Source organism: Pantoea sp. RCC30.1 (genome assembly GCF_058148845.1).
The window spans coordinates 83,705-103,626 of sequence record NZ_JBXUHX010000013.1; the positions used below are offsets into that span (position 1 = coordinate 83,705).

General features: G+C 56.5%; 19 protein-coding genes. 15 read left to right on the top strand and 4 right to left on the bottom strand.

The annotated features are described in order from the left end of the window. Window positions 1–297: 297 nt before the first annotated feature. From rimJ to murJ, 4 genes are all read left to right on the top strand, one after another. Complete coding sequence (gene rimJ / locus AC2LB6_RS13375) at window positions 298–888, top strand: ribosomal protein S5-alanine N-acetyltransferase (RefSeq protein ID WP_490093885.1); 591 nt, start codon at window positions 298–300, stop codon at window positions 886–888. Window positions 889–904: 16 nt separating this feature from the next. After that, the gene (locus AC2LB6_RS13380; RefSeq protein ID WP_490093886.1) at window positions 905–1,543 is read left to right on the top strand and encodes a DUF480 domain-containing protein; all 639 of its coding nucleotides are present in this window, start codon (window positions 905–907) and stop codon (window positions 1,541–1,543) included. 1 nt (window position 1,544) lies between these two features. Continuing rightward, a complete protein-coding gene (locus AC2LB6_RS13385; protein ID WP_490093887.1) occupies window positions 1,545–2,465 on the top strand; it encodes a Gfo/Idh/MocA family protein in 921 nt (306 codons plus the stop codon). A gap of 121 nt (window positions 2,466–2,586) precedes the next feature. After that, window positions 2,587–4,125: a murein biosynthesis integral membrane protein MurJ gene (murJ, locus tag AC2LB6_RS13390; RefSeq protein WP_490093888.1), complete on the top strand. Its 1,539-nt coding sequence runs from the start codon at window positions 2,587–2,589 to the stop codon at window positions 4,123–4,125. A gap of 76 nt (window positions 4,126–4,201) precedes the next feature. On the opposite strand, the gene flgN is transcribed toward murJ, so the two are convergent. The 3 genes from flgN to flgA form a co-directional block, all read right to left on the bottom strand. Beyond that, complete coding sequence (flgN, locus tag AC2LB6_RS13395) at window positions 4,202–4,633, bottom strand: flagellar export chaperone FlgN (protein ID WP_090962254.1); 432 nt, start codon at window positions 4,631–4,633, stop codon at window positions 4,202–4,204. Between the two features lie 5 nt (window positions 4,634–4,638). Then, complete coding sequence (gene flgM / locus AC2LB6_RS13400) at window positions 4,639–4,947, bottom strand: flagellar biosynthesis anti-sigma factor FlgM (protein WP_090962252.1); 309 nt, start codon at window positions 4,945–4,947, stop codon at window positions 4,639–4,641. A gap of 104 nt (window positions 4,948–5,051) precedes the next feature. Beyond that, the gene (flgA, locus tag AC2LB6_RS13405) at window positions 5,052–5,711 is read right to left on the bottom strand and encodes a flagellar basal body P-ring formation chaperone FlgA (RefSeq protein ID WP_490093889.1); all 660 of its coding nucleotides are present in this window, start codon (window positions 5,709–5,711) and stop codon (window positions 5,052–5,054) included. 154 nt (window positions 5,712–5,865) lie between these two features. On the opposite strand from flgA, the gene flgB reads away from it, so the two are divergent. The 11 genes from flgB to flgL all read left to right on the top strand — a co-directional run bounded on the left by flgB (window position 5,866) and on the right by flgL (window position 15,840). Next, window positions 5,866–6,279 carry a flagellar basal body rod protein FlgB gene (flgB, locus tag AC2LB6_RS13410; RefSeq protein ID WP_009090882.1) on the top strand — a complete coding sequence of 138 codons (414 nt, stop codon included), beginning with the start codon at window positions 5,866–5,868 and terminating at the stop codon, window positions 6,277–6,279. 2 nt (window positions 6,280–6,281) lie between these two features. Then, complete coding sequence (gene flgC, locus AC2LB6_RS13415) at window positions 6,282–6,686, top strand: flagellar basal body rod protein FlgC (RefSeq protein ID WP_010246371.1); 405 nt, start codon at window positions 6,282–6,284, stop codon at window positions 6,684–6,686. A 12-nt stretch (window positions 6,687–6,698) separates the two neighbouring features. After that, entirely contained in the window at window positions 6,699–7,373 is a 675-nt protein-coding gene (gene flgD, locus AC2LB6_RS13420; protein ID WP_090962248.1) for a flagellar hook assembly protein FlgD, read from the top strand. Window positions 7,374–7,399: 26 nt separating this feature from the next. Further along, the gene (gene flgE, locus AC2LB6_RS13425; protein ID WP_090962246.1) at window positions 7,400–8,659 is read left to right on the top strand and encodes a flagellar hook protein FlgE; all 1,260 of its coding nucleotides are present in this window, start codon (window positions 7,400–7,402) and stop codon (window positions 8,657–8,659) included. Between the two features lie 20 nt (window positions 8,660–8,679). Then, complete coding sequence (locus tag AC2LB6_RS13430; RefSeq protein ID WP_010669843.1) at window positions 8,680–9,435, top strand: flagellar basal body rod protein FlgF; 756 nt, start codon at window positions 8,680–8,682, stop codon at window positions 9,433–9,435. Window positions 9,436–9,452: 17 nt separating this feature from the next. After that, window positions 9,453–10,235 (top strand): flagellar basal-body rod protein FlgG, encoded by a 783-nt coding sequence (flgG, locus tag AC2LB6_RS13435; protein WP_090962243.1) that lies wholly within the window; start codon window positions 9,453–9,455, stop codon window positions 10,233–10,235. 60 nt (window positions 10,236–10,295) lie between these two features. Continuing rightward, complete coding sequence (locus AC2LB6_RS13440) at window positions 10,296–11,006, top strand: flagellar basal body L-ring protein FlgH (protein WP_490093890.1); 711 nt, start codon at window positions 10,296–10,298, stop codon at window positions 11,004–11,006. 9 nt (window positions 11,007–11,015) lie between these two features. Further along, complete coding sequence (locus tag AC2LB6_RS13445) at window positions 11,016–12,125, top strand: flagellar basal body P-ring protein FlgI (protein ID WP_090962241.1); 1,110 nt, start codon at window positions 11,016–11,018, stop codon at window positions 12,123–12,125. Next, window positions 12,125–13,087 (top strand): flagellar assembly peptidoglycan hydrolase FlgJ, encoded by a 963-nt coding sequence (gene flgJ / locus AC2LB6_RS13450; protein WP_489376924.1) that lies wholly within the window; start codon window positions 12,125–12,127, stop codon window positions 13,085–13,087. Before AC2LB6_RS13445 ends, flgJ begins: the two co-directional genes overlap by 1 nt. A gap of 123 nt (window positions 13,088–13,210) precedes the next feature. Then, a complete protein-coding gene (flgK, locus tag AC2LB6_RS13455; RefSeq protein WP_490093891.1) occupies window positions 13,211–14,860 on the top strand; it encodes a flagellar hook-associated protein FlgK in 1,650 nt (549 codons plus the stop codon). A gap of 14 nt (window positions 14,861–14,874) precedes the next feature. Beyond that, entirely contained in the window at window positions 14,875–15,840 is a 966-nt protein-coding gene (gene flgL / locus AC2LB6_RS13460; protein ID WP_490093892.1) for a flagellar hook-associated protein FlgL, read from the top strand. 217 nt (window positions 15,841–16,057) lie between these two features. Here flgL and rne read toward each other — a convergent pair whose 3' ends face one another. Continuing rightward, window positions 16,058–19,522 carry a ribonuclease E gene (gene rne, locus AC2LB6_RS13465; RefSeq protein ID WP_490093893.1) on the bottom strand — a complete coding sequence of 1,155 codons (3,465 nt, stop codon included), beginning with the start codon at window positions 19,520–19,522 and terminating at the stop codon, window positions 16,058–16,060. Between the last annotated feature and the right edge of the window lie 400 nt (window positions 19,523–19,922).

The following is a 19,922-nucleotide window of genomic DNA, read 5'->3' on the forward strand; positions in this document are numbered from 1 at the left end:
TGATCTCCCGGGTTTAGAGGTTTACTGTTTTAACAGAGTGAATCTATTCATCCTGTTTTCGGGCGCGTAAAAAGTATGGAAGAGATTACCCCACAGGGCAAACCGGCCTGTCAGATGCGTGACAGGCCCCGCTGTCAGAGCCGCCTTTACAGTTTGTTGACCGCTGGGATAACAGAGCAAAATCAACCTCTTTATGGCGCAACCACTGTAACGTTTTACCGCAGCTCAGGCGGCGGTTATAGTGAAAGCCGGGTAATGACGGCTCAGTTCTAGCAGCCATTGATTTCAGGAGTCAGGATGTTTGGCTATCGTTCTGCCGCGCCCAGGGTGCGATTAACCACCGATCGGCTGGTGGTCCGTCTGGTTCACGAACGTGATGCCTGGCGAATGGCAGATTACTATTCGGAAAACCGCCTGTTTTTAAAACCCTGGGAGCCGGTGCGCGATGACAGCCACTGCTACCCGTCGGGCTGGCAGGCACGGCTCGGGCTGATTTCCGACATGCACAAGCAGGGAACGGCCTTCTATTTTATCCTCATGGACAGCGATGAAACCGAAGTGCGCGGCGTGGCGAACTTCAGCAACGTGCTGCGCGGATCATTTCACGCCTGCTACCTCGGCTATTCACTGGGTGAAAAGTGGCAGGGACAGGGTCTGATGTTCGAAGCGTTGCAGACAGCTATTCGTTATATGCAGCGCCAGCAGCATATTCACCGCATCATGGCGAACTACATGCCGCACAACCAGCGCAGCGGCGATCTGCTGGCGCGACTCGGTTTTGAGAAAGAGGGGTACGCTAAAGATTATCTGCTCATCGACGGACGCTGGCAGGATCACGTGCTGACAGCCTTAACCCTGCGGGAATGGACGCCTGACCGGCGTGGATAATAATGAGAATGCGAGTATGAAGATGGTTTTATCGGCGCAGGCAATGCGCGTGCTGGGCTGCCTGCTGGAGAAGCAGGTGACGACGCCGGAACAGTATCCGCTGTCACTAAACGGTGTCGTAGTAGCCTGTAACCAGAAATCGAACCGCGAGCCGGTGATGGAGCTGAGTGAAAGCGAGGTACAGAATCAGCTCGACCTGCTGGAAAAACGGCATCTCATCACGGCCAGCAGCGCCGCCGGACAGCGGGTGGTGAAATATGAGCAGCGTTTCTGTAACTCCGCGTTTGGCACGCTGAAGCTCAATAGCGCGGAAGTTGCCCTGCTGACCCTGCTGCTGTTGCGCGGACCACAGACGCCAGGCGAACTGCGCACCCGCAGCGGTCGTCTGCACGAGTTCAGTGACGTCAGCGAAGTCGAGCAGACGCTGGAAGGCCTGATGCAGCGTGACGACAGTGCTCAGGTGATCCGTCTGGCGCGTGAGCCGGGCAAGCGTGAAAGCCGCTTTATGCATCTGCTGGGTGAAGAAAGTGATCAGCCGCAGGCCGCTGACGCGCCGGAAGAGCAGGGCGATCTGGCGGCACGCGTTGCCACGCTGGAGCAGCAGGTCGCAGAGCTTCAGGCACAACTCACCCAACTACTGCAACCGGAGAGCTGAGATGACATTACGTATTGGCGTGATAGGATTAGGCGGCATCGCACAGAAAGCCTGGCTGCCGGTGCTGTCGGCCGCGACAGACTGGACGCTGGTGGGCGCATTTTCTCCGAACCAGGCCAAAGCCGGCCCGATCTGTGACAGCTACCGAATGCAATGTTTTGGGTCACTGAATGATCTGGCTGCTGCCTGTGACGCGGTCTTTGTCCACAGCAGCACCGCCACGCACTATGAAGTAGTCAGAGCGCTGCTGCTGGCAGGAAAAGATGTCTGCGTTGATAAGCCACTGGCTGAAACCCTGGAGCAGGCCGAGGCGCTGGTGGCGCTGGCGGAAAAACGCCAGCGCAAACTGATGGTGGCGTTTAACCGGCGGTTCGCTCCGCGCTATCAGCAGCTGCGGGCAGAGATGGCTGACGCCGCCTCTCTGCGGATTGAAAAGCACCGCAGCGACAGCGTCGGGCCACAGGATCTCCGCTTTACCCTGCTCGACGACTACCTGCATGTGGTGGACACCGCACTCTGGCTGGGCGGCAAACCCTTGCGCCAGGTTCAGGGACGCATCGACACCAACGAACAGGGCCAGATGCTCTATGCCGAGCACCATTTCAACCTCGAAGGATTAACGATCACCACCAGCATGCACCGGCGTGCGGGCAGCCAGCGCGAGCGGGTCAGCGCGGTGTGTGATGGTAAGTGCATCGACATCAGTGAGATGCGCGACTGGCAGGAAGAAAGCAGCGATGGCCTGCTGATTACGCCACCACCCGCCTGGCAGAGCCATCTGACGCAGCGCGGTTTCAGCGGTGCAGCCCGTCATTTTATCGACTGCGTACAAAATCAGACGAAGCCTGAAACCAGCGGTGAGCAGGCACTGATGGCGCAGCGTGTGGTAGAAAAACTGTGGCGTGAGGCGACCCGCGAATAACGCCTTGTAACACTCCGTGCTGGTCATTTCCCTCCGTGGCAGTAGACTGTCGCCGGGCATCCTCAGGTGCCCGCGCTAATTCTCCTTTTTTGCCGATTCTTTTCAGGATGCGCCGTCAATTATGAATTTGTTGAAATCGCTGGCAGCGGTCAGTTCTATGACCCTGTTTTCCCGCGTACTGGGCTTTGCCCGTGATGCCATCGTGGCGCGGGTGTTTGGCGCCGGAATGGCGACCGATGCGTTCTTTGTTGCGTTTAAACTTCCCAATCTGCTGCGGCGTATTTTTGCTGAAGGCGCATTTTCTCAGGCCTTCGTGCCGATACTGGCTGAATATAAAAGCAAGCAGGGTGAAGAGGCGACCAAACTCTTCCTGGCTTACGTCTCCGGGCTGCTGACGCTGGCGCTGGCGCTGGTCACCGTGGCGGGCATGATCGCTGCGCCCTGGGTCATCATGGTCACGGCTCCCGGCTTTGCCGACAGTCCCGACAAGTTCGCGCTGACCAGCTCGCTGCTGCGGGTGACCTTCCCCTACATTATGCTAATTTCGCTGGCGTCGCTGGCGGGTGCGGTGCTGAACACCTGGAACCGCTTCTCGGTGCCAGCCTTTGCGCCGACCCTGCTGAACGTCAGCATGATTGGCTTTGCGCTGTTTGCCGCGCCACATTTCCATCCACCGGTTATGGCGCTCGCCTGGGCCGTCGTGGCTGGCGGCGTGCTGCAGCTCGGCTATCAGCTGCCACACCTGAAGAAGCTCGGGATGCTGGTGCTGCCGCGCCTGAATCTACGTGACGCGGGCGTCTGGCGGGTTATGCGTCAGATGGGTCCCGCCATTCTGGGTGTCTCCGTCAGCCAGATTTCGCTGATCATTAACACCATCTTCGCCTCTTTTCTGGTCTCAGGTTCCGTCTCCTGGATGTACTATGCCGACCGTCTGATGGAGTTCCCCTCCGGCGTGCTGGGTGTGGCGCTGGGCACCATTTTGCTGCCATCGCTGGCCAAAAGTTTTTCTAGCGGCAACCATGATGAATATTCCCGGCTGATGGACTGGGGTCTGCGTCTCTGCTTCCTGCTGGCGCTGCCCAGCGCGGTGGCATTGGGTATGCTCTCCGGCCCGCTAACTGTAGCGCTGTTCCAGTACGGTAAATTTACTGCTTTTGATGCGTTGATGACGCAGCGCGCCCTGATTGCCTACTCCGTCGGACTAATGGGGCTGATTGTAGTCAAGGTGCTGGCACCGGGCTTCTATTCCCGTCAGGACATCAAAACGCCGGTAAAAATCGCGATTATCACGCTGATCATGACGCAGGTAATGAACCTGGCGTTTATTGGCCCGCTGAAACATGCTGGTCTGTCACTGTCGATTGGTCTGGCGGCCTGTCTGAATGCATCGCTGCTCTACTGGCAGCTGCGTAAGCAGAAGATCTTTATGCCGCAGCCGGGCTGGAGCAGCTTCCTGATCCGCCTGCTGATCGCCGTGGTAGTGATGGCTGGCGCGCTGTTTGCCATGCTGCAGTGGATGCCAGACTGGGAGCAGGGTTCGATGCTGTGGCGACTGCTGCGTCTGGCTGCGGTCTGTGCGGTTGGCGGTGGGGCTTATTTCCTGGCGCTGGGGCTGCTGGGCTTCCGGCTGCGCGACTATGCACGGCGCACGGCTGTGTAAGGCAAAGCACCTTACAATAAAATAAGACAATAAAAAATCCCGCACCAGGCGGGATTTTTTTACGCTACTTTTCGGCTCAGGCTTTACGGCTTAACGTCGCCTGGCCTTTACCCATACCATCCGGGCCATAAAAGGCCTGGGTCTGATGCGGCTTCAGCACTTCAAGCGCATTCTCGGTGTAGCGAATCTGATGTTGCAGCAGCATGCCATTATGGACATTGGCATCCTGCAGACGACGGGAATGCTGCTGAATACTGTCCCAGCGGCGCGCCATGTCATTCTGCCCACGATAAGGTGCCGATGTCGCCTGACTCTGTTCAGCGGTGCGGCGCATCTCATCCAGATAGTTCAGCGTGCTGAGCAGCGCGCTTTTATCTTCGGTGATACGCTGCAGCAGGTTGCTGTTAATGTTTCCGGCAGCCAGCTGCTGCTGTTCTTCTTCCAGCACGGCTGACAGCGACGCCAGCACGTCCTGCATCTTATCTAATGTGGTCTGCAAATTACTCATGGGAATTAATTACCCTCTAAATACGCCTTGGTGTCGGCAATCAGCGCATCGGCGATTTTGCCGGTATCCATCTTCAGTTCGCCATTACGAATGGCGGTTTTCAGTTGTTCAACGCGCTCGACGTTAATATCTTTGCTGCTCGGCTGCATCAGCTGCGACTGTGCGCTGCTCAGGCTCACCTGAGCTGCTGCAGGCGTCGTGGCTGCTGCCACCGGGCTGGCGCTCTGGCGCACTTTACTGTTACCGGACTCACTGCTATCGCGGCTCTGTACGGTGCTGGCGGGTTTCAGAGGTTGCGTTCTGTCAATGCTCATGTTCGGGCTCCTGTACGGTCAGGGGAAGTCTGCCACCTGAATCAGAATAGCGTTATCGCTTCGTTGATTCTTCTATCGGCAGCACTACGGGCTTCTTTAACACTTTACAGCGTTATAAGAATATTCCCATCTTCTCGTACCTTACCGCTGACAACCTGACCATTTCCCATCCGGACCCGGACCGACTGCGAACGGGCGGCGTTATTCAGTGCTTTACCCTCACCGCTGGCGTCAAATCCATCGCCGCTGGCAATTACCATCACATTCTGACCTGCCTTGACCCGCCACGGCTGACGCAGCGTAGACGGATTAATTGGCTGTCCTGGCTGGATGTCGCGCAGCACGACAGCATCGGCGATCGAGTCCGCATTCAGCAGGGCGCGGGCGGGCAGCGTATCAAGGCGGCCGGTCTGCAGAGTGAAATCACTCTCGGTGACGCTACTACCCTGGCTCAGCAACCGGTTCGCCACCAGGTAAGAACCGGTGACCTGAACCTGAACCTGAATATAACGGCGGTTCTCATCGCAGTTTGCCGCCACGCTCATATTGCCCCACAACCGGCTGTTGCCGGGCAGAGTGAACTTTGGCGTTTCACAGGCTGGCCACTGTTCCTTCGGCGTGCGTACCACCACGACCATGCCATCAGCATGCTGGGCGTCACGCGCTTTAAAAAATTGATTCAGTTGTGCATTGAGATCACCGGCAGAAGCCGGCAGGGCGATCACGACCAGCAGACTGGTCAGCAGGGTCAGATATCGACGCATTGTGCATTTCCTCACTGATGATGGCGACAAGTGTACCCCTTAAGAAAAATCCTTAATTGTCAAAATAGCGGTAATTTGAGGCCCTATTCAGACGATGACGACTTGCTTTTTCAAATTAAGCTGCGAACTCAAAATTTTCATACGCGGAGGAAACATGCTCGACAAACTGGATGCGGCGCTGAAATTTGGTACGGAGGCCCTCAACCTGCGTGCTCAACGTCAGGAGATCCTGGCGTCAAATATTGCCAACGCCGATACCCCTGGTTATCAGGCCCGGGATATCGACTTTGCAAGCGAGCTGAGTCGGGTGATGTCCAATGGCCGTGCGGAAGGCAGCAGCATGGCGTTAAAAGTCACGTCAGCTCGCCACATTGAAGCACAGACAAACGGCGTGCCATCGATGGATATGCTTTATCGCATTCCCGATCAGCCTTCTGCCGACGGCAACACCGTAGATATGGACCGTGAGCGTACGCAGTTCGCGGATAACAGCCTGAAATATCAAACCGACCTCACCCTCATCAGTAGCCAGATCAAAGGCATGATGAGCGTGTTACAAGGGCAATAATTATGGCCTTGCTGAATATTTTTGACATTGCCGGCTCAGCGATGACCGCGCAATCACAGCGATTAAACGTCAGTGCCAGTAACCTGGCGAACGCCGACAGCGTCACCGGCCCCGATGGTAAGCCTTATGTGGCCAAGCAGGTGGTCTTCCAGACCGATGCAGCGCCAGGTTCAGCCACCGGCGGCGTGAAAGTAGCAAGAGTCGTAGATGACCCCACGCCAGCGAAGCTGGTCTATGACCCAGGCAATCCGATGGCAGATGCCAAAGGCTACGTGAAGATGCCGAACGTGGATGTGGTTTCTGAAAGCGTCAACACCATGTCGGCGTCACGCAGTTACCAGGCCAACGTCGAAGTGCTCAACACCGTGAAGTCGATGATGATGAAAACCCTGACCCTCGGGCAATAACGGAGAAAATTTATGGCTATCGCGGTAGGCGTTAACGAAAGGCTGGACCCCACGGTCCTGAGCTCTTCCAACACCAGTGGCACCGGCAACAATGCGCAGGATCTGCAGAACCAGTTCCTGACCATGCTGGTGACGCAGTTAAAGAACCAGGATCCAACCAATCCAATGGACAATAGCCAGCTCACCACACAGCTGGCACAGATCAATACCCTGAGCGGTATTGAAAAACTGAACACCACGCTGGGATCGATCTCCGGCCAGATCACCACCAGCCAGTCACTGCAGAGCTCCACGCTGATTGGGCATGGCGTGATGGTCAATGGCGGACAGATTCTGGTCGGCAAGGGCACCACAACGCCATTTGGCGTTGAGCTGGCCTCTGCCTCAACCGGCGCATCGGCCACGATTAAAGATGCCGGTGGCAACGTGATCGACACCGTCGATCTGGGCGCGCTCAGCGCTGGCGTGCACACCTTCTCGTGGGACGGCAAGCTGACCGATGGTTCTGTCGCGCCGGATGGTAAATACAGCGTTGCGATTGCCGCAAGTAATGGCAACGCACAACTGGTGGCACAACCGCTTAACTACGCCTACGTCAATGGGGTGAGTACTGCGAACAACACCACAAAACTGGATCTCGGCACCATGGGCTCCGCCACCCTTGACGACGTACGTCAGATTCTCTGATTAACCTGTAGACAGGAAACAAATAAATGTCATTTTCCCAAGCGGTCAGCGGCCTTGGTGCTGCTTCAAGTAACCTTGATGTCATCGGTAACAACATTGCTAACTCCGCAACAGCGGGCTTTAAATCCAGCACCATTGCGTTTGCCGATATGTTTGCCGGCTCAAACGTCGGCCTCGGCACCAAAGTCGCTGCGGTAATCCAGAACTTTAACGACGGCGCGACCACCACCACCAGCCGTGGCCTGGATGTTGCGCTGAGCGGTAACGGTTTCTTCCGTATGACCGACAGCAGCGGCGGCGTCTTCTATTCACGTAACGGCCAGTTAACGCTGGATGCCAACCGTAACCTGGTCAACACCCAGGGTCTGAACGTGACCGGCTATCCGGCCAGCGGTTCACCGGCCACTATCCAGGCAGGTGCTAACCCGGTCGCGCTGCGTATTCCTACCGAGCAGATGTCAGCCCGTTCCACCACCACTGCCGGTCTGGTTGCCAACCTGAACTCAACGGATGCAACGCCATCTGTGGCCACCTTCTCGACGGCTAACGCGGACAGCTACAACAAGAAAACCACGGTAACCGTGTTCGACTCGCAGGGTAATGATCACGCGCTCGACATGTATTTCGCGAAAGACACCACCAGCAACAGCTGGACCGTGCGGACCATTGATGGCACCACCGGCACCTCAGCGGGTGACTTCAGAATGGCATTTGACACCAGCGGTAAGCTGACCAGCGTCTCTAAGCTGGATGCCAGCGGCGCGGTAGTGGGCACGCCTACCACTGATGGCACCGTCGGCCTGACGCTGAACGTGGGCGGCGCCAATGGCGCGGTCGCCAATCAGCCCATCAACCTGAGCATGCTGGGCAGCCTGCAGCAGAACACCGGCGCAACCTCTTTTGGTAGTCCGACCCAGGATGGTTATGCACCTGGCGATCTGACCAGCTACGCGATCAATGATGACGGCACCATCACCGGCAGCTACTCAAACCAGAAAACCCAGCTGCTGGGTCAGATTGTCCTGGCGAGCTTCTCTAACCCGGAAGGTCTGCAGTCTAAGGGCGACAACGTCTGGCAGGCTTCAAGCGCATCTGGTCAGGCAGCAGTCGGTCTGGCTAACACCGGCACCTTTGGTTCACTGACCGCCGGCGCACTGGAATCTTCCAACGTCGACATGAGTAAAGAGCTGGTGAATATGATTGTGGCGCAGCGTAACTATCAGGCGAATGCGCAGACCATCAAAACTCAGGACCAGATTCTCAACACGCTGGTTAACTTACGTTAATTCGCTAACAGGATTGCCATATGGATCACGCGATATATACCGCGATGGGCGCGGCCAGCCAGACGCTGGATCAGCAGGCGGTGACCGCCAGCAACCTCGCCAACGCCTCTACACCTGGTTTTCGTGCGCAGCTGAATGCGCTGCGCGCAGTTCCGGTGAGTGGCTGGTCGCTGCCGACCCGTACGCTGGTCGCCGCCTCTACACCTGGCGCCGACATGAGTCAGGGCGCGATGGATTACACCGAGCGTCCGCTCGATGTGGCGGTGCAGCAGGATGGCTGGCTGGCGGTGCGTACCGCTGACGGCAGCGAAGCCTATACCCGCAACGGCAATATGCAAATCAGTCCGACCGGTACGCTGACGGTTCAGGGCAATCCTGTGATGGGCGATGGCGGTCCGATTGTGATCCCGCAGGGCACGGAAATCACCATTGCGGCTGACGGCTCGATCACCGGGCTGAATGCCGGTGATTCACCGAACGCCACGGTTCAGCTGGGCAAGCTGAAGCTGGTCAGGGCCACCGGCCAGGAGCTGCAGCGTAGTGATGACGGCATGTTCCGTCCTACTGCGTCGACGCAGGCGACCCGCGGTGCCGCGCTGCAGGCCGATGCCACTATGCAGGTGATGCCTGGCGTGCTGGAAGGCAGCAACGTCAAACCGGTAGAAACCATGGTTGATATGATCGCCAACGCCCGACGTTTTGAGATGCAGATGAAAGTCATCACCAACGTCGACGAAAATGAACAAAAAGCCAACCAGCTCCTGAGCATGGGTTAAGGCACGAGGATAACAACATGATTCGTTCTTTATGGATCGCTAAGACCGGTCTTGATGCGCAGCAGATGAACATGGACGTCATTGCCAACAACCTGGCAAACGTCAGCACCAACGGCTTTAAGCGTTCACGTGCCGTGTTCGAAGACCTGATGTACCAGACTATGCGCCAGCCGGGCACCCAGTCATCAGAACAGACGACGCTGCCATCCGGTTTGCAAATCGGTACCGGTGTTCGTCCGGTGACCACTGAGCGTCTGCATACTCAGGGCAACCTGTCGCAGACCAGCAACTCAAAAGATATCGCCATTAACGGCCAGGGCTATTTCCAGATTCAGATGCCGGATGGCACCTCTGGCTATACCCGTGACGGTGCGTTTCAGGTTGATCAGAACGGTCAGCTGGTGACCAACTCCGGTTTCCCGGTTCAGCCAGGCATCACCATTCCGGCCAACGCCACCAGCATTACGGTGTCGCGTGACGGTGTGGTCAGCGTGACGCAGCAGGGTCAGGCTCAGGCCGCGCAGGTGGGTCAGTTAACCCTGAGCACCTTTATGAATGACGCCGGTCTCGATAGCGTGGGTGAAAACCTCTACAAGGAAACGCAGGCATCGGGCGCACCGACAGACAGCACCCCAGGCCAGAACGGCGCGGGTCTGCTCTATCAGGGCTACACCGAAACCTCGAACGTTAACGTGGCGGAAGAGCTGGTCACCATGATCCAGACGCAGCGCGCCTACGAAATCAACAGTAAGGCGATCAGTACCTCTGATCAGATGCTGGCGAAATTAACACAGCTTTAATCCCGAACAGGGCCAGCCCGTGCTGGCCTGAAACAAAGACATTAATAAGGTCGTGACGCCGTGGCGAAGCAACAGATTCTCAAGCCTGGACATTGGTTAGTCGCCTCGTTGCTGCTAACTCTCAACGGATGTGCCCTGGTCCCGCGTACTCCGCTGGTCGAAGGTGCAACCACAGCGCAACCCATGCCGTCCGCGCCACCGGTGGTCAACGGCTCTATATTCCAGGGCGTCGCGCCGCTTAACTACGGCTATCAGCCGCTGTTTGAAGATCGTCGTCCACGCAACATTGGCGATACCCTGACCATTACGCTGCAGGAAAACGTCAGCGCCAGCAAAAGCTCCTCAGCCAATGCCAGCCGCGATGGCAGCAACAGCTTTGGTGTGAGCGGGGTGCCGACCGGTCTGGCTGGCCTGGTGGGTGCAGGTGGCGAAAAAGCCAATCTCAGCGCAGAAGGCAAAAACGATTTCGCAGGTAAAGGCGGCGCATCCGCCAATAACACCTTTACCGGCACCATTACCGTCACCGTGGATCAGGTGTTGTCAAACGGCAACCTGCACGTGGTCGGTGAAAAACAGATTGCCATTAATCAGGGCACGGAGTTCATTCGCTTCTCGGGCGTGGTCAACCCACGCACCATCAGCGCCAGTAACGCCGTGTTATCTACCGCTGTCGCCGATGCACGTATTGAGTACGTCGGAAATGGTTACATCAATGAGGCGCAGACCATGGGTTGGTTCCAGCGTTTCTTCCTGAACATCTCGCCGATGTAAGAGGTTTCAATGAAAAAGTTAACGCTGTTACGCGCCGGGCTGGCGCTGCTGCTGGGCGTAAGCCTGCTGGCCAAAGCCGATTTGATTCGTGATTTAACCACGGTACAGGGCGTACGTGATAACCAGCTGCTGGGCTACGGCCTCGTCGTGGGTCTGGATGGCACGGGTGACCAGACGACTCAGACGCCATTTACCACGCAGACAGTGAGCAACATGCTGTCACAGCTTGGTATCACCGTTCCCACCGGAACCAACATGCAGCTGAAAAACGTGGCGGCCGTTATGGTCACCGCGAAACTGCCGTCGTTTGCCCGTCAGGGACAGACGCTGGATGTGGTGGTCTCATCGCTGGGTAACGCCAAAAGCCTGCGCGGCGGCACGCTGTTAATGACGCCGATGAAAGGGGTCGATAACCAGGTCTATGCGCTGGCACAGGGTAATATCCTGGTCGGTGGTGCGGGTGCCTCAGCGGGCGGCAGCAGTGTTCAGGTTAACCAGCTGAACGGTGGCCGTATTACCAGCGGCGCAACCGTTGAGCGTGAACTGCAGAGCAACTTTGGTACGCAGAACACCATTAACCTGCAGCTTAACAGCGAAGATTTCTCGATGGCGCAGCGTATTGCTGATGCAATCAACGCCCGCGGCGGTTACGGCGCAGCGCAGCCGCTGGATGCCCGTACCGTGCAGATCCGCGTGTCACCCAATAATGGTGCGCAGGTGCGCCTGCTGGCTGAGATCCAGAACATTGATGTCTCTATTCCGGTTGAAGATGCCAAAGTCATCATCAACTCCCGTACCGGCTCAGTCGTTATGAACCGCGAAGTGACGCTGAATCAGTGTGCTGTGGCGCAGGGTAACCTGTCGGTGACGGTTAATCAGCAGCAGAACGTCAGTCAGCCTGACACCCCCCTGGCCGGTGGTCAGACGGTGGCGACGACGCAGACGCAGATCGATCTGCGCCAGACCGGCGGCGCGCTGCAACGCGTGAATGCCAGCGCCAACCTGAACAACGTGGTGCGTGCGCTGAATGCGCTGGGTGCGTCACCTATCGAACTGATGTCGATTCTGCAGTCGATGCAGAGTGCCGGCTGTCTGCGTGCCAAACTGGAAATTATCTGATGGCTGATATGCAATCTCTGACAAGTTCGGCTTTTGACAGCCGTTCCCTGAATGAACTGAAACGCCAGGCCAGCAACGATCCGAAAGGACAAGCGTTGCAGGTCGCGCGTCAGGTCGAAGGGATGTTTGTACAGATGATGCTAAAGAGCATGCGTGAGGCGTTGCCGCAGGACGGCATTATGGGCAACGAACAGACCAAACTCTTTACCTCTATGTATGACCAGCAGATTGCACAGGAGATGGGTAAGCGCGGCCTTGGGCTGGCGGAAACCATCGTCAAACAGATGCAGCCCGCCACCGCGCCGGACGAAAAAGCCGGTACGGTGCCGATGAAGCTGGATAACAGCTTTATTCTCAGTACCAGCGGAGCAACACCCATGGCCGCGCAGCAGCTGGAGCAGATTGTGCGTAAGGCGATGCCGCGTCTGCCGCCGGTCGCGTCACCGACGGGCCTGCCCAGCGACAGCCGCGAATTTATCGCCCAACTGACGCAACCGGCGCAGGCAGCCAGTCAGCAGAGTGGCATTCCTCATCACCTGATTCTGGCGCAGGCTGCGCTGGAGTCGGGCTGGGGCCAGCGCCAGATCCTGACCCGCGACGGCAAACCGAGCTACAACGTGTTCGGGATTAAAGCCAGCGGCGACTGGAAAGGTGACACCACCGATATCATGACCACCGAATATGAGCAGGGCGAAGCGAAGAAAGTCCATGCCAGCTTCCGTGTTTATAACTCCTATTTCGAGGCGCTGACTGACTACGTTAAACTTCTGACCAAAAACCCACGCTATGCGGCGGTGACCAACGCCACATCCGCAGAGCAGGGTGCGCAGGCATTGCAGGCGGCAGGTTACGCCACCGATCCGAAATATGCGCAAAAGCTGGTGGGAATGATTCAGCAGTTCAAAAGTATGGGCGATAAAGTCGTCAAAGCGTACAGCCAGGATATGGGCGACCTGTTCTGATCATTGCGCCTCAAGTTTCACTTAAGCAAGCCGATAACATCCCTATAGCCAGAAGCGTTTTCGCCTGCTGGCGCCCACTTTGATGTCTGCCAGCCCGGTTGACGGGGAACGTAAGGAACCGAGATGTCCAGCATAATTAACTCCGCGATGAGTGGATTGAGTGCCGCGCAGGCCGCTCTGAGCACCACCAGTAACAACATTTCCAATTACACCGTGGCGGGCTATTCACGTCAGACCACGGTACTGGCGCAGGCGAACAGTACCCTGCAGGGCAATAGCTATTATGGTAACGGCGTGAATATCACCGGTGTACAACGTGAATATGATGCATTTATTGCCACGCAGTTACGCGGTTCCAGCGCGAACTACAGCGCGGTAAGCACTCAGCACAGCCAGATTTCTAACATTGACGATTTGCTGTCGACTTCGACGACAAGCCTGTCGACCTCGCTGCAGGGCTTCTTTACTAACCTGCAGAACGTGGTCAGCAACGCCAACGATCCGTCAGCACGTCAGTCAATGCTCAGCAATGCACAGGGTCTGGTCAGCCAGTTCCAGACCTCGGCGCAATACCTGAACAATATGCAGAACAGCGTCAACGCAGACGTCGGTTCCAGCATCAAGCAGGTCAACACCATTACCAGCCAGATCGCCGATCTTAACAAGCAGATTGGCAAACTGAGTACCGCTAACGGTGCCACACCTAACGATCTGCTCGATAAGCGCGATCAGCTGGTGAATACCCTGAATAACGTCGTTGGCGTGACGGTGTCGCAGCAGGATGGCGGCTACACGGTCGCGATGGCGAATGGCCTGACGCTGGTAAACGGCGACAAATCTCACGATCTGGTGGCGATGCCTTCCAGCAGCGATCCGACACGCACGACTATCGGCTATGTCGATAAACAGGCGGGCAACGTCGAGATCCCGGAAAAGCTGATCACCACCGGTTCACTGGGCGGTCTGCTGGCATTCCGTACTCAGGATTTGGATCTGGCACAGAACCAGCTGGGTCAGTTAGCGGCTGCGTTTACCACCAGCTTTAACGATGTCCACAAGCAGGGCTTTGACAGCAACGGCAATCAGGGCGTCGATTTCTTTAATATCGGCAGCCCACTGGTGGTGAGCAACAACAAAAACAGCACCGCCGCATCCGTTACTGCGGAGTGGACCGATACCAGCGCGCTGAAAGCCACCAACTATAACGTCAGCTTTGACGGCACTAACTGGAGCGCCACGCGTGCCTCGGACAGCACCGCCGTGACCATCACGCCGGGTACCGATGCCAGTGGCAATACCACGCTGAGCTTTGATGGCCTGAAGCTGACTGTCGCCGGCACGCCTGCACCCGCCGCCAAAGACAGCTTCCTGGTGAAGCCGGTCCAGAACGTGGTTAACGACATGTCCGTCGCGATCACCAATGAATCTCAGGTGGCCGCAGCGGGTGCCGTTGGCGGTGAGAGTGATAACCGCAATGCGCAAAAACTGCTGAATCTGCAGGATGTGAAGCTGGTTGGCGGTAACGCCACGCTGTCACAGGCTTACGCCACCATCGTCAGTAGTGTCGGTAACAAAACCAGTTCGCTGGCAACCACCAGCGATACACAGAAAAGCGTGGTCAGTCAGTTGACTGAACGCCAGCAATCGGTCTCAGGCGTAAACCTCGATGAGGAGTACGCTAACCTGACTAAATATCAGCAATATTACATGGCCAATGCGCAGGTGCTGCAGACTGCCAGCACCGTGTTTAATGCATTGATCAATATTCGCTAAGGGCAGGAGATAACATGCGAATCAGTACAAATATGATTTTTGAGCAGCAGGTGCGTGGCATCACTGACTCACAGGCCTCCTGGCTGAAATCAGGCGAGGAGCTCTCCAGCGGCCGCCGTGTGAATAATCCTTCGGACGATCCGATTGCAGCGTCCCGTGCTGTGGTGTTGTCACAAACCCAGCAGCAGGGAAAACAATATGAGCTGGCGCGTACCTTTGCCGAGCAGGGCCTGTCACTGGAAGAGAATACGCTGAAAGGTGTTACCGATGGGGTCATTGCTGCGCAAGCACTGATCGTTAACGGTTCAACCGGTACCCTGAGCGATAGTGACCGCGGATCGATTGCCACCCAGCTGGAAGGTATTCGCGCCCAATTGCTGAACCAGGCAAACAGTCAGGATGCTAATGGTCGCTATATTTTTGCCGGTTATAAAACTGACAGTGCACCATTTGTTGATACGGCAGGCACCGGCGTAAGCTACGCCGGCGGCACCGATGCGATCACCCAGAAGGTCGATACCAGCCGTACCATGACCGTGGGGCATACCGGTGACAACATCTTTATGGCTATCTCAGGCAATGCCACCAAAGAGCCGGATGGCAGCGCCAGCGAAACTAACGTGTTTAAGATGCTGGATAGCGCCATTGCTGCACTAAAAGTGCCGCAGGAAGGTGCTGACGCTACAACCAAACAGGCTTTCCAGGATGCGATGGATAAAACCAACCGTGGTCTGGGTAACTCGTTGAATAATGTTTTAACCGTACGTTCTGAAATTGGTACTCAGCTTTCAGAGATCGATACGCTGAATGCCCAGGGCGATGACCGCAGTGTCATTTACAACTCGCAGATGAGTGACCTGGTTAACGTGGATTTAACTGAAGCGGCTTCCAGCTATACCATGAAGCAGACAGCACTTCAGGCGTCTTACAAGACCTTTACTGATATGTCCAAGATGTCACTGTTCCAGATGAATTCGTAGTCTGACCTGAAATTTTAGGCGTACTTTAACCGGATGCGCTTACTTTTTCCCACCCTCCTGCTAAAGGACGGTGGGATTTTTTTTGCCTGCGATTCAGTTGCTGACGTGAGCACCAGACACTAAAAGCGGGTAGATTTAAAGTGGCAGACAGGCAGTATTGTAGCCATAAAAAAACCCCGGCTTAGAGGCCGGGGTTCAGTTCACAACAGATTAGGCGTTACGGTTTAGTTGCCGGGGCAGTGGCTTGATGGGTGGCGCTATGACCACCCGCAGAGCCACGACCGTCGAACTCATACGGTGCACGCACCCAGTCACTCTGCGGAGCTGGTTCTGACTGCCAGACTGGCGCAGGGGCTTTAGTCATCGGCGCAGAAGCAAAGTGCTTCCAGCGTGTACCGTCATCGGGCACAGCTGCAGCAGGCACGGAAGCAACAGGTTCGGCCGCAGTCACTGGTGCTGCAGGCGCGATATCACGTGCGGCAACCGGTGCATGAGGTTCACTTACCGGCGCGGTTTCAGCTTCTGCTGCGACCGGCGCTTTCAGGACTTCTTCAACTTCTGCTGCGATCTCTTCGCTGACATCGGTGGCTGACTGCTCAGCAACCTCTGAAGGCTGTACAGTCTCAACAGCAGGCTGTGCAACCTCTGCAGGCTGAACAGTCTCAACTGCATCAATAGCAGGGGTCACCACGGGTGCTTCAGCGACGGGCTCAGCAGGCACGGCTTCAGCCGCTACAGCGTCTGCTTTAGCTTCATCGGCAGCCGGAACAACAGAGGGCTGCTCGTCAACCGGGGCGTCGATAGCACGGGTATTATCAGTGTTGACGACCGGCACTGGCGTTTCTGCCTGAGGCTCAGCCTGTTGCACTGGTGCTTCCTGAGCAACAGATTCAACGGCAGCAGCAACCGGCAGCGCACGGGTGGCCTCTGCTGTCTCTTCCGCGTTGTACGCTGGTGTCTCATGCGTCACATTCTGAACCTGCTCTTCGCTGGCCTGGCTCACCGGATAGCGAATCCAGACTTTACCGGACGCCATCTCTGGTGAGGCAGCGGCAGCCGCCAGAGGCATGGCTGACTGAGTAGGGTAACGCTCATCACGGTAACGACGACGACGCTGTCCGCTGACGCGCAGATGGCGCGGCGAACGACGTGAGCGACGCGGCATATTGGCGTTATCACGATTGTCGTTGTCATCCTGCTCGTCACTCTGCTGCGCCTGGAACTCAGGCTGCGGCTGTGCAACTTCAACAGGCTGCGGCTGTGCAACTTCAACAGCCTGAGGCTGACGTACTTCAGCAGGCTGGGCAAAATCGCTGGCTGAGGCTGGCATAGGTGGGCGGTTATCATCAACACGCACCTTCTGGTTCAGCTGACGCGGCTTACGACGCGGCATAACCTGCACGCGCTCATCATCCTGCGCCTCGGCCACGTCCAGAACTTCAGCGATCACTTCCGGCTGCTCAGCCACTTTGGCGGCTTCTTCACCGGCGCGTTTCTCTTCCTGACGACGGCGCTGGCGTTCAGCACGCTGTTCACGGCGCTGCTGCTGCTGCTCATCACGCTGCTGGCGCGCTTCTTCACTCAGAGCTGGACGCTCTTCGCGAACTTCACCTGGCTGAGACTCACGCTTGTTACGACGGGTGTTATTGCCATCACGCGGCTCGCGATTTTCACGTGGCTCGCGGCTTTCGCGCGGTTCACGGCTTTCACGTGGCTCACGACTTTCGCGTGGTTCACGGCCTTCACGCGACTGGGCGTTATCACCATTACGCGGCGTACGCTCACGACGATTGTTGTTACGACGGTTGTTATTGTTGCTACGGCGCTCGCCACGGCCGTTGTTGCTTTCCTGCTCGCTTTCAGACGCTTTCTGCGGTTCAGCAACTTCAGCGGCCACTGGCGCGGCGGCAGGGGCTTCATCACCTGAGAACATTTTCTTCAGGCCGCCAAGCAGACGTCCGAAGAAACCGGTGCTGACGGTAGCAGGTGCAGCCACAGTTGGGGCGGATTTTGCTGCTGGCTGAACTTCAGCGCGCTGCGCTTCTGGCTCAACTTCCACCGGTGCCGGAGGGGCATCAGGCATCACAAACGCGGCCAGAGCAGGCTGCTCAGGACGACGGCGCTCAGCATGTTCCTCATCAGACGGCATCGCCATTTCGGCTTCATGCAGTTTCGGCAGATGATAGCTCAGGGTCTGCGTCTCTTCGCCATTGCGCACACGTAACACGGAGTAGTGTGGGGTCTGCATCTTGTCATCAGGAACGATGATCGCCCGCACGCCGCCCTGGCGTTTTTCAATCGCGCTGACCGCTTCACGTTTTTCGTTCAGCAGGTAAGAGGCAACCTGAACCGGAACAATGGCGTGAACTTCTTTGGTGTTGTCTTTCAGCGCTTCTTCTTCAATCAGACGCAGAATTGACAGCGCCAGTGACTCATTATCACGGATGGTGCCGGTGCCGCTACAGCGTGGGCAGACGTGATGACTGGATTCACCTAATGACGGGCTCAGGCGCTGACGGGACATCTCCAGCAGGCCGAAACGTGAAATATGGCTGATCTGAATGCGGGCGCGATCCTGGCGGACAGCTTCACGCAGACGGTTCTCAACCGCGCGCTGATGGCGTACTGGCGTCATATCGATGTAATCGATAACGATCAGGCCGCCCAGGTCACGCAGGCGCAGCTGACGAGCAATCTCATCAGCCGCTTCAAGGTTAGTGTTGAAGGCTGTCTCTTCGATGTCACCGCCGCGCGTTGCACGTGCTGAGTTGATATCGATAGCGGTCAACGCTTCGGTACTGTCGATCACAATCGAGCCACCGGAAGGCAGGCGGACTTCACGCTGGAAAGCGGATTCGATTTGCGATTCGATCTGATAGTGGCTGAACAGCGGGATTTCACCGGTGTAGAGCTTAATTTTGCTGCTGAAGTCCGGACGGCCCAGCGCAGCGATATGCTGACGCGCCAGTTCCAGAACCTTTGGGTTATCGATAAGGATTTCACCGATGTCCTGACGCAGATAGTCGCGGAAGGCACGCACGATCACATTGCTTTCCTGATGGATCAGGAACGGAGCAGGGCGGTTTTCAGCGGCTTTCTTGATCGCTTCCCAGTGTTTAAGACGGAAGCTTAAATCCCACTGCAGTGATTCGGCGGATTTGCCGACGCCCGCAGTGCGGACAATCAGGCCCATGCCTTCCGGCAGATCCAGCGCCGACAGCGCTTCTTTCAGTTCGGTACGATCGTCACCTTCGATGCGGCGAGAGATACCGCCTGCACGTGGGTTATTCGGCATCAGTACCAGATAGCTGCCCGCCAGAGAAATAAAGGTAGTAAGCGCCGCGCCTTTATTGCCGCGTTCTTCTTTATCGATCTGAACAATAACTTCCTGACCTTCACGCAGCACATCTTTGATATTCGGACGACCATGCGCGTTGTAGCTGGAAGGGAAGTATTCGCGGGAGATTTCTTTTAAAGGGAGGAAACCGTGACGCTCTGCGCCATAATCGACAAACGCAGCTTCAAGGCTGGGTTCAATGCGAGTGATTTTACCTTTGTAGATGTTGGCTTTCTTCTGTTCGTGTCCAGGACTTTCAATATCCAGATCGTACAGACGCTGACCGTCAACCAGGGCAACGCGCAACTCCTCCTGCTGAGTTGCGTTTATTAACATTCTTTTCATCGTGACTTACTCGTTATTCTTTCATGAGTGATTACAGCTGCGGGCATAGTTACCCTGGACGAGTATCAACCGATGGCCCCGTGACTTAGTGCAATGTCGTCAACCTCACGGCTGTCGACCGCGCGAGGGGCGCAAATAACGTCGGTGGCCTGTTTTTCATAAGGGAAAACAGCACCAGATAGTGGAAATGCCTGAGAGGATAAAGAAAACCCGTGCATCCCATACTGTTGTCCAGGCCGCAACCCGCAGCCCGCTAAGTGCCTGATTTCGCATTACGTCTTACGCCATTGCTGCGTGTCTGCTCAATCCGGCAAAATGACAATTCCGCTCGTTTTCTGCCCTGAAATGCAACAGGCAAGAAACTCAAACATTATTCCATTGCTAACCTTCATATAGCAAG

Coding starts and splice junctions, on each gene's coding strand:
- flgB (WP_009090882.1), top strand. CDS start 5,866: ATGCTCGACAAACTGGATGCGGCGCTGAAATTTGGTACGGAGGCCCTC.
- flgE (WP_090962246.1), top strand. CDS start 7,400: ATGTCATTTTCCCAAGCGGTCAGCGGCCTTGGTGCTGCTTCAAGTAAC.
- murJ (WP_490093888.1), top strand. CDS start 2,587: ATGAATTTGTTGAAATCGCTGGCAGCGGTCAGTTCTATGACCCTGTTT.
- flgC (WP_010246371.1), top strand. CDS start 6,282: ATGGCCTTGCTGAATATTTTTGACATTGCCGGCTCAGCGATGACCGCG.
- AC2LB6_RS13380 (WP_490093886.1), top strand. CDS start 905: ATGAAGATGGTTTTATCGGCGCAGGCAATGCGCGTGCTGGGCTGCCTG.
- flgL (WP_490093892.1), top strand. CDS start 14,875: ATGCGAATCAGTACAAATATGATTTTTGAGCAGCAGGTGCGTGGCATC.
- AC2LB6_RS13385 (WP_490093887.1), top strand. CDS start 1,545: ATGACATTACGTATTGGCGTGATAGGATTAGGCGGCATCGCACAGAAA.
- rne (WP_490093893.1), bottom strand. CDS start 19,522: ATGAAAAGAATGTTAATAAACGCAACTCAGCAGGAGGAGTTGCGCGTT.
- flgG (WP_090962243.1), top strand. CDS start 9,453: ATGATTCGTTCTTTATGGATCGCTAAGACCGGTCTTGATGCGCAGCAG.
- flgD (WP_090962248.1), top strand. CDS start 6,699: ATGGCTATCGCGGTAGGCGTTAACGAAAGGCTGGACCCCACGGTCCTG.
- AC2LB6_RS13430 (WP_010669843.1), top strand. CDS start 8,680: ATGGATCACGCGATATATACCGCGATGGGCGCGGCCAGCCAGACGCTG.
- flgJ (WP_489376924.1), top strand. CDS start 12,125: ATGGCTGATATGCAATCTCTGACAAGTTCGGCTTTTGACAGCCGTTCC.
- flgM (WP_090962252.1), bottom strand. CDS start 4,947: ATGAGCATTGACAGAACGCAACCTCTGAAACCCGCCAGCACCGTACAG.
- AC2LB6_RS13445 (WP_090962241.1), top strand. CDS start 11,016: ATGAAAAAGTTAACGCTGTTACGCGCCGGGCTGGCGCTGCTGCTGGGC.
- flgN (WP_090962254.1), bottom strand. CDS start 4,633: ATGAGTAATTTGCAGACCACATTAGATAAGATGCAGGACGTGCTGGCG.
- flgK (WP_490093891.1), top strand. CDS start 13,211: ATGTCCAGCATAATTAACTCCGCGATGAGTGGATTGAGTGCCGCGCAG.
- flgA (WP_490093889.1), bottom strand. CDS start 5,711: ATGCGTCGATATCTGACCCTGCTGACCAGTCTGCTGGTCGTGATCGCC.
- rimJ (WP_490093885.1), top strand. CDS start 298: ATGTTTGGCTATCGTTCTGCCGCGCCCAGGGTGCGATTAACCACCGAT.